Source organism: Sporichthya sp., assembly GCF_013815995.1.
GTDB lineage: Bacteria > Actinomycetota > Actinomycetes > Sporichthyales > Sporichthyaceae > Sporichthya.
The window spans coordinates 1-6,544 of record NZ_JACDFE010000241.1; the positions used below are offsets into that span (position 1 = coordinate 1).

General features: G+C 64.2%; 9 protein-coding genes. 4 read left to right on the plus strand and 5 right to left on the minus strand.

Features of this window, described 5'->3' with window-relative positions; genetic code table 11:
- Positions 1–436: 436 nt before the first annotated feature.
- From H0X00_RS20270 to H0X00_RS20290, 5 genes are all read right to left on the minus strand, one after another.
- Positions 437–886 carry a CoA-binding protein gene (locus H0X00_RS20270; protein WP_293774304.1) on the minus strand — a complete coding sequence of 150 codons (450 nt, stop codon included), beginning with the start codon at positions 884–886 and terminating at the stop codon, positions 437–439.
- A gap of 23 nt (positions 887–909) precedes the next feature.
- Positions 910–1,263: a 2Fe-2S iron-sulfur cluster-binding protein gene (locus tag H0X00_RS20275; protein ID WP_367186711.1), complete on the minus strand. Its 354-nt coding sequence runs from the start codon at positions 1,261–1,263 to the stop codon at positions 910–912.
- A 2-nt stretch (positions 1,264–1,265) separates the two neighbouring features.
- Complete coding sequence (locus H0X00_RS20280) at positions 1,266–2,630, minus strand: selenium-binding family protein (RefSeq protein ID WP_293774306.1); 1,365 nt, start codon at positions 2,628–2,630, stop codon at positions 1,266–1,268.
- 393 nt (positions 2,631–3,023) lie between these two features.
- Complete coding sequence (locus H0X00_RS20285; protein ID WP_293774308.1) at positions 3,024–3,218, minus strand: hypothetical protein; 195 nt, start codon at positions 3,216–3,218, stop codon at positions 3,024–3,026.
- 282 nt (positions 3,219–3,500) lie between these two features.
- Positions 3,501–4,022 carry an OsmC family protein gene (locus H0X00_RS20290; protein WP_293774309.1) on the minus strand — a complete coding sequence of 174 codons (522 nt, stop codon included), beginning with the start codon at positions 4,020–4,022 and terminating at the stop codon, positions 3,501–3,503.
- Positions 4,023–4,331: 309 nt separating this feature from the next.
- On the opposite strand from H0X00_RS20290, the gene H0X00_RS20295 reads away from it, so the two are divergent.
- The 4 genes from H0X00_RS20295 to H0X00_RS20310 form a co-directional block, all read left to right on the plus strand.
- A complete protein-coding gene (locus tag H0X00_RS20295; protein WP_293774311.1) occupies positions 4,332–4,712 on the plus strand; it encodes a rhodanese-like domain-containing protein in 381 nt (126 codons plus the stop codon).
- Between the two features lie 608 nt (positions 4,713–5,320).
- Positions 5,321–5,764: a PIN domain-containing protein gene (locus tag H0X00_RS20300; RefSeq protein WP_293774313.1), complete on the plus strand. Its 444-nt coding sequence runs from the start codon at positions 5,321–5,323 to the stop codon at positions 5,762–5,764.
- Between the two features lie 275 nt (positions 5,765–6,039).
- Positions 6,040–6,354, plus strand: a complete 315-nt coding sequence (locus H0X00_RS20305; protein WP_293774315.1) for a transposase — start codon at positions 6,040–6,042, stop codon at positions 6,352–6,354.
- A 44-nt stretch (positions 6,355–6,398) separates the two neighbouring features.
- A partial coding sequence (locus tag H0X00_RS20310; RefSeq protein WP_293774317.1) for a transposase occupies positions 6,399–6,544 on the plus strand: 146 nt, incomplete at its 3' end.

A 6,544-nucleotide genomic window follows, 5' to 3' on the forward strand; every position in this document is an offset into this window, starting at 1 on the left:
GGCAGCCCCTGCTCGGTAACCCACGAATCTCGTGAGCGAGGCCCCGGCCCGCAACCGGCCCTGATGAGCCGGTCGCCACATACCGTCTAAAGCGGGTGTCGGCAGTTCGATTCTGCCCGGGGGCACCATCTCTGACCTGGGGCGATGCGATCCGCCGCCGAACGGGACGCCCTCACCAGTCGACTGCAGTCGACTCCGGATTCCACACGTCCGGCAAAGCCTACTTCGATCCCCGCAACTGCTACTGCGATACTATCCTCTTAGGTAAACATCGAAGTCGAAGGCGTCGAGCGCGGTGACCGCGTCGGGCAGCTGGTCGCGGATGGTGTCCGCCGCGCAGAGAGGTTGCGGTCCGACAAGCTTCGGCCGAAAACTGCCATGCGTTGTAGATCCGGCTGGCTGCGGCAATCGGGTGCATAAACCCATTACCAGCCGATCAGATTCCGGGATCTAGCTTCGGCTTCCAGAATGGCCGAAACAGCTCGATCTTCGGGCAGCGGTTCATCACCACCCGCAGGCCGGCGGCCTCGGCCAGACGCGCGGCCTCGTCGTTGCGGACGCCGATCTGCATCCAGACCACCTTGGCACCAATCTTGATGGCCTCCTCCGTGACCGAATAGGCCTCCTCGGAGTTGCGAAAGATCTGCACCATGTCGACCGGTCGGTCGATCGCGCTGAGTGATGGGTAGGCCGGTAATCCCCGGATCTCGCCGCCAGCTTCCGCCGGGTTGACGGGGATCATCTCATAGCCCGTCTCGTGAAGAACCCGGAGGACCCCATAGCTGAATTTGGTCGGATTCGAGCTAGCGCCGACCATAGCTATCGTCTTCACGTCCTTGAGGATTTTGGCCAGATATTCTGTCGGGTAATCTTCGTCGTGATTCAAGACGCGGCCTCCTTGAGCCCGGATTATCTGAGGATGTCGGGCTTCAATTCGTCCGACCCGAGGGGACTTTTGAACGGATTGCGGTAGAGCTTGTCGTGACTATCAACCCCAACTTCGAACGCACAATCGCTCTTCGGGTGAGCGACGCAAAGGAGCACGTAACCGTCTGCCAACTGCCGGCCGTTCAGCGCCACACCGGCGCTCTGGTCGACCGCGCCGGAAGTCAGCTTGGCGGCGCAGGAGATGCAGCCGCCATAGCGACAGCCATAAGGTAATGAGACACCTAGGGCTTCGAGGCTGTCGAGAAGAGGGGTGCTCCGGTCGACCGTGAAGCGCTGCCCGCCCCTGTTCGCCAGCGTGATGGTCACGGTTCCCATGGCTAGGTCCAGATGTCCGACGTGCAATCGCCGCCCGGGTAGCGTGTCTCGTGGCAGCGGGCCGGGCCGCCCGGCTCCTTGCCGAAATCGACGAAGAAGTCCTTGCTGATCGACATGCCGCCATTCACGGGATCGCAATCGACCATGAGCATGCAGCCGCCGTTCTGGCGGATCTCGGGGTAGAACTGATTGTCCCACGTCGAGAACAGCGAGGTCGTCACGTAAAGCCGGCGCCCATCGAGCGAGAGCTGGATCATCTGCGGCCCGCCCGTGATCTCCCTCCCATTTACCTGTGGTGCCTCGCCCAGCAACCCGCCCATCCACACCTGGCCGGTCAGAACCGGGTTGGAGGGGTCGGAGATGTCGTATTGGCGCAGATCGCCGTGCAACCAGTTCGACAGATAAAGAAAGCGGTCATCCATCGACAGCAGGATCACGCTGATCAATCCTGGCACTGGGATCGGCCAATCCGGATGACGCCGGTTCTCGATGTCGATGATCTTCTCGACGACCCATTCGTCGTCCTTCTTGTACCAATGGATGACGTTCGATGACAAAGCGGCACCCACGAAACCATGGCTGCTGTCGGGGTTGTGATGGAAGCGTACCTCCAGCGGGACGAGGCCATCCTCACCGAGATAGACGGTGTTCACGACGCTCTTCTTGGCGAGGTCCCAAAAGTGAATCTCGCGGCCATACTTCAGAAGACCGACCTCCTCGAGGTCGAATCCCGGCATGAACGTGTTCGGTGCAGCCCATTCGGTCGACACCATGACGTTGTGGCGCGGCTGGTACCAGAAGTCGTAATTGAACTTCATTCCAGCGAGGTCATTCTCCCAACGCCCGAGGATGTTGAAATCCTGGTCCAGATGAAGGAAGCCGCCGGGTGCATTTCCCTTGGCGTCGCCCAGCATCGAGATGATGATGTCCGATCCGAAGCAATGCACGGTATGCGGTGCCGAAAGATCGGTCTTCGCCTTGATTTCGCTGCCTTGGATGACCTTGTGCAGGCTCGGTTTCCGCGGATCGGTAGCGCAGTCGACGATGTGGAGGTTGGAACTCCGCACCCCTGGCACGATGAGGAAGCGCCGTTCCTTGGTCGGATCACCATGGCAGGACGCGCATGCATTCCATCCCATGTGGTGTAACTCGTCGCCGATTCCCGGCATCTCGAGCCGGGCGATGACCTGGCTGTAGGTCGGACTATCCGGATCAGCGTCGATCGTGGCCAGGTAATCTGGTTTTTGAATGCCAGTGCCTATGTAGAGGGCGACCGTATAAAGGAGCAACTCCGGGGGCGCCTTGATGGCCTCTGTAGGCGACGCATAGCCGGGACCGCAGCATGCTTCCTTGCTGGACTTCGCCATGTCGATACCTCCTAGTGATAGCTGAAGCCGGTCGTGGTCTTGCTGCGCAGCATGGCTTCAGCGCGAACTTCGATGCTGATTTCCGGCAGCGCAGAACTCCAGTGTGTGGAGTGACCCTGCGAACTGCGCCTTGCCGTCCAGGATGTCCGAAATCCGCCGACAAGCCGCACGCCGATGTCCTGGGCAGGTCAGGGTGCAACAAGGCCGCCTTGGCCTCCTTGTACCCGAGGATCAGGACGGCCTTGTACCCGTCGGGCAGGGTGATCTCGTGGATCGGCCCGACGGCGAGTACGTCGGCGAAGAGCGGGAACGGGTTGTCGAGGTCGAAATCGGGCCCGCCCCAGTTGTCCAGGGCGGGATCGCGGGCGGCGTGCGCGTCCGTCTGAGACATCGTCAGAACTTTCGGAAGCCGGAGCACAGCAGGTCGATGCGCGCGATGGGTCCGTCGTTCGAGATGGTGGACGACCAGGTCTGCGTGAGCACTCGACGGTCGTCATCCGGATCGAACACCAGACGGTAGTGCACGAGCAGTCGGTCACCGACGTCGTCGCCGGGCGGAATCGTCGAGGACCACCGCCGCGTAGTCACCGACCCAGACACTGAGTCGATCCAGCACCGTGTCCCGGCCAGTAGTCTCCTCCGGCCCGCCGGGCAGTATGGCGCGCATCGGATGTCTTCGGTGAAGTACGCGCCGAGCCCGTCAGGTCGCGGTCGGCGACCGCCGCCGCGATCCGGGCCGCTTTCGGATGATCCTTCATGACGCTGTCCTCGTCGCTCGGCCGGGTAGGCACCTACCCCCATCGTGCGCCACCCCAGCGTTGAGCCGGTCGGCGGCGGGTTTCGCTGCGTACCGACCGGCTCGTGGCGGAATCAGGTTGCGGTGAAGGTGATCGGCACAGCCGCTGAGATCGTGTGACCGACCGGCGAGCTTCCCTCGACGCGGCGGTGCAGCGCCTCGATCGCCGCGGGATCGGCGTCGGCCTTGAGGTCGACGACCGTGCGGATCCCAGAGAATCCCGCATGTCCTTCCTTCAGACCCAGGAACGAGTGCATGTCGATGTCGCCCTCGACCTTGATCGTCAGTTCCTTGATCTCGATGCCGGCGACTGTCGCGTTGGCTGCGTAGCCGACCGCGAGGCAGTTGCCGAGCGCGGCGAGCAGCTGCTCGACGGGGTTGGGCGCAGCGTTGTTGCCACCCATGCCCTTCGGCTCGTCGGAGGGCATGGGCGCGAAGTCGCGCACCGTCGCCTCGGACTTGAACGCACCGGTCCACCGGACCTCGGCCCCCCAGGTGGTTGCCGCCTTCTCCGGCTGCTCGCTGACAGCCTGGACGAGGGCGCCGACGGCGGCCAAGTCGACCTGATTGAGGTGGGATCCTACGGTCGCGGTCATGCGCGGGTCTCCTTCGTCTGGTAGAAATCAAATTCTCTAAGGCGTTGCGGTTCGTAAGAGCGGGATCTCGATCGCGTCGCGCTCGCGATCCTCCTGCGTTGCCTCAGCCCTTCTCTCATGCGCGCCCCTTCAGCATCAGGTTTCAGCACATGAACGGCAACCCGTAACGCTTCAGGTACCACATGTCGCGTCGTTCGCGGGTGGTGTCGATGGTCCCCTAGACTGGCGCGACCCGGCCCCGCAGCACAGACGGGGTCGCGCGCACGGACGTCCTCGCGCCGTGCCGCCCGAGCCGGAGGAGCAAACCGTATGCCGAAGAGCGCATCCGAGCTAGTCACCGCGGCGAAGGGCCGCGTCGAGAACCTGGACCCGGACGCGGTGGAGCGTGAGCTGGCGGACGGGGCGTTGCTGGTCGACCTGCGCGAACCCGAGGAGCTCGCGGCGAGCGGCCGAATCCCCGGGGCGATGCACGTCCCACGCGGGATGCTGGAGTTCCGCGCCGACCCCACTAGCCCGTACCACGCGGAGCCGCTGGACCCAGGCAAGCGGGTGATCCTGCACTGCGCCAGCGGCGGCCGCTCGGCGCTGGCCGCGGCGACCCTGCAGGACATGGGCTACACGCGCGTGGCGCACCTCGACGGCGGCTTCGGTGGTTGGAAGGACGCGGGTAAGTCGATCGAGGGTCCCTAGTCCGCGCCGGGGCGAGGCCCCGACTTGGATCGGGCCGGCTAGAGAGGGTGTCGGCAGTTCGATTCTGCCCGCGAGTCGACTGTGAGAGGTCTCTCGAGGATCACGCGGTGGCCGCCTCACACGACTACGCCACGCCCATCACGGGCCCGGGTCGTACACCACTCTGCGTGACACCGCTCTACAGGCGACCCAAGAGGCTCCTGATGGCATCCAACGTGGCATCAGATTGTCGGTACTCACCGTCTACTTCAGCCTCCGCAGACGCCTGGGCCCTCTCGGTGTCGATCGCCTGGGCGTTGGAGTCCGCGGTCCCGCCCGAGCGCGATGCATACAACGAACTTTCATACATATACAATGGTCGTCATGGAGACTGCCAGCTATGTGATGACTGTGTCCCGGAACGGCCAGGTCTCGATTCCCGCCGACGCCCGATCCCGGTGGAACGCGCGTCGCGTGGTTGTGGTCGACCTCGGCGACCGGGTCGTCATGCGACCGCTGCCAGACGACGGCGTGGCAGACCTCGTGGGCAAATACGCCGGGCGAGGGCCCACCACAGACGCGGCTCGCCGCCGTTCCCGTCAAGACGAATCCGCACGGGCTGCGCGCCGTTGACCGTCCTCGACGCGTACGCCGTCGTCGCCTTGCTGCGGGCCGAGCCGGCCGCCACCAAAGTCGAGGCCATCCTGCACCGCGGCGACGCCGCCCTCACTGCAGTCGGAGTCGCCGAGGTCCTCGATCACCTGATCCGCATCGCCAACGCAGATGAGGAAGAGGCTGCTCTCGACGTGGCCCAGCTCGGACTGCTCGATGGCGTCGCCGTCACCGCGCACCTCGGAGCGGCCGCCGGACGTCTCCGCGCACAGCACTATCACCGCACTCGGTGCGCGGTCAGCATGGCCGACTGCATCGCCGCTGAAGTGGCCCGGACCATTAGGCAAGCGTTGGCGACGCCTGACCCGCATCTCTTGGACGTCTGCCACGCCGAAGGCATCGATTTCGTCGTACTCGCTCAGAGCGACGGCTGCGTCTGGTCCGCATCCGGCAGGACCTGAGCCTGCGGGTGCCTGCCCGTGGCATGACCCGCCGCACGCCACCTCGCCCGTGGGAATGAAACCGCGGCTACCAGGGGTACAGAGGACGGACACCGCCGCGGAGCGGGAACCGCCCTTCCGTTCCCCTACGTGGGAACTGAGATCTGGCTGGAGGCGGCCGCCAGATCACTCTTATGGCGGCAAAGCCGACCGGTGCCGACGGGTCCGGGACTGGGGTTGACCCGCCGGGACGGACATCCAACCTGTGAGGCTTCGGCCTCGAGAGGATGTCGATCATGGAGACCATGGCGAAAAAGAAGCCGCGGCCCCGTCGTTCGTTCACTGCGGAGTTCAAGGCCGACATCGTGGAGCGGTGTCGGGCTGGTGACCGCTCGGTGGGGCAGGTCGCGAAGGACTTCGATCTGACCGAGACCGCGGTGCGGGAGTGGGTCAAGCAGGCCGAACGCGATGACGGGACCCGTGCCGAGGGTGATCTGGGTTCGGATGATCAGGCAGAGCTCGCCCAGCTGCGTCGGGAGAACCGGCGGCTGCGTGAAGATGTGGAGATCCTCAAGCGAGCGACGGCTTTCTTCGCCAAGGAGACCCGGTGAACGTGTATTCTGCATATCTGCTTGAGTGCAGTACGATTTCGGGTGTGAGCAAAGAACGTCCGGTAGGCGGAGTCGACTACCCGCGCACGGTGCAGGAGTTCCGGGACTGGTTCCCGAACGATGACGCCTGCGTGGAGTATTTGGAGCTGCTGCGTTGGCCGGAGGGCTTCACCTGTCCTGTCTGCGACGG

Excerpts from the sequence above, each read along its gene's own strand:
- H0X00_RS20295 (WP_293774311.1), top strand. The coding sequence starts at position 4,332 with ATGCCGAAGAGCGCATCCGAGCTAGTCACCGCGGCGAAGGGCCGCGTC.
- H0X00_RS20275 (WP_367186711.1), bottom strand. The coding sequence starts at position 1,263 with ATGGGAACCGTGACCATCACGCTGGCGAACAGGGGCGGGCAGCGCTTC.
- H0X00_RS20290 (WP_293774309.1), bottom strand. The coding sequence starts at position 4,022 with ATGACCGCGACCGTAGGATCCCACCTCAATCAGGTCGACTTGGCCGCC.
- H0X00_RS20280 (WP_293774306.1), bottom strand. The coding sequence starts at position 2,630 with ATGGCGAAGTCCAGCAAGGAAGCATGCTGCGGTCCCGGCTATGCGTCG.
- H0X00_RS20305 (WP_293774315.1), top strand. The coding sequence starts at position 6,040 with ATGGAGACCATGGCGAAAAAGAAGCCGCGGCCCCGTCGTTCGTTCACT.